The sequence below is a fragment of the Rubrivivax sp. A210 genome (assembly GCF_904426505.1).
Lineage (GTDB): Bacteria > Pseudomonadota > Gammaproteobacteria > Burkholderiales > Burkholderiaceae_C > Rubrivivax.
The window spans coordinates 1-1,379 of the sequence record NZ_CAJGBN010000068.1; the positions used below are offsets into that span (position 1 = coordinate 1).

At 60.3% G+C, this 1,379-nt stretch carries 1 protein-coding gene; it reads right to left on the reverse strand.

The annotated features are described in order from the left end of the window. Positions 1-1,159: 1,159 nt before the first annotated feature. Positions 1,160-1,379, reverse strand: a 220-nt coding sequence (locus JMV16_RS24360) for a hypothetical protein (RefSeq protein ID WP_236580660.1), incomplete at its 5' end; no start/stop codon positions are given.

Consider the following 1,379-nt stretch of genomic DNA (forward strand, 5'->3'; position numbering starts at 1 on the left):
GACTAGGCCTCTGCTCGCGGCATTTGGTCGCCTTCCGGGCCGCAGCGATGGTGATGAACGGATGCATTTAGTGCGGCTGGTGGACTTCGCGAAGACTGCCGAGGTGGGTGTATTTGCGTGGCCTAACTTTCGAGCTAAGTGGGCGATGACGGCTTGCCACCAGGCCCGGGCTGCGGAGAATGTAGCGCACCGCAGCCCGGGCCTGGTGGCAAGCCGTTGGCGCTCCACTTGAGCGAGGGGTTAGGCAGCGACGCGCGGCGGCTGGTGAGAGGGGCAACTTTGTTATCGTTGCTGGGCGAACCACAAAGGCGTGCCGGCCCGCGCTGCAGACCGTGGCGGACCACGAATTCAAGCCGCCGCGCCGGCTGGCCTATGAAAGACTCGCAGACGCCGCCCGCGGCGGCCCGACTAACTGATTGAAAATCAAGGGCACCTACGCAGTGCAGCGGCTCGATCAGGCACAGCGGTTCACGGTCATTTGTGTTCAATTCGCGACCGCTGTTGATTCGTTGCACTTGCTGGAACTTGTCTTCGCCTAAGCCGGGCATAGTTGTCGTAGTTCCAGAATCTCTCCTCGCCTGCCGGCGGGCGCGGTGTTCGCGGCTTGCCGCGTCGTGGCTGCTCAGTTCACGCCGCAAGGCGCTGACTCTGCTGGAGCACTGCAAAGCGGTTCCTTCGCTGCCTAACGTTGGAGCTAAGCTGGCACCAGCGGTGAAACGCCAGGCCGCGGCCACAGAAAATGTACAGCGTACCTGTGGCCGGGGCCTGGTGTTTTGCCGTTGGTGCTCAGCTTGAGCGACGTGTTAGGCCACGCTTTTGACGGCCATAGATGCCTGCCTGGCTTTGAGCTGACTTGGTGGCGTTGCCGCGACGACCAGCTTCTATGTGGCCCTGGCGCTAAGCTCAAGGACGCCAGCGAGCCTGAACTGTGACTGCTGGCCAGGCTGGGTGCCTTTCCTCGGTGCTGCGATGGCGAGGCGTAGACGGCGACGCCAGAGAACTGGCCGTTTAGATTTTCGGCGTAGTTGTGTACGTCGGGGCTGATTTTCACTTGTGATGTGGGCTTCAGCGTAAATACTCGTGAAGCTTGGAGACGAGGCCTTTGCTCGCGGAATTTGGTCGCCTTCTGAGCCGCAGTGATGCTGATGAGGGGATGCATTTATTGCGGCTGGTGGATTTCGCGAAGACTGCCGAGGTGGGTGTATTTGCGTGTGTTGGCGCCGACCGAAAACTGAGCCAATTTTGAGGGTAGTGCCGACCCAAAACTGAGCCAGGTGAACAACCTACCGTGCTGCATTTTTGTGCAGCAGGGGAGAGGAGTGATCACCATGGACATGATTGGCAGGATCCGGCGTTTGCATAGCCGGAAGAACAAGTCG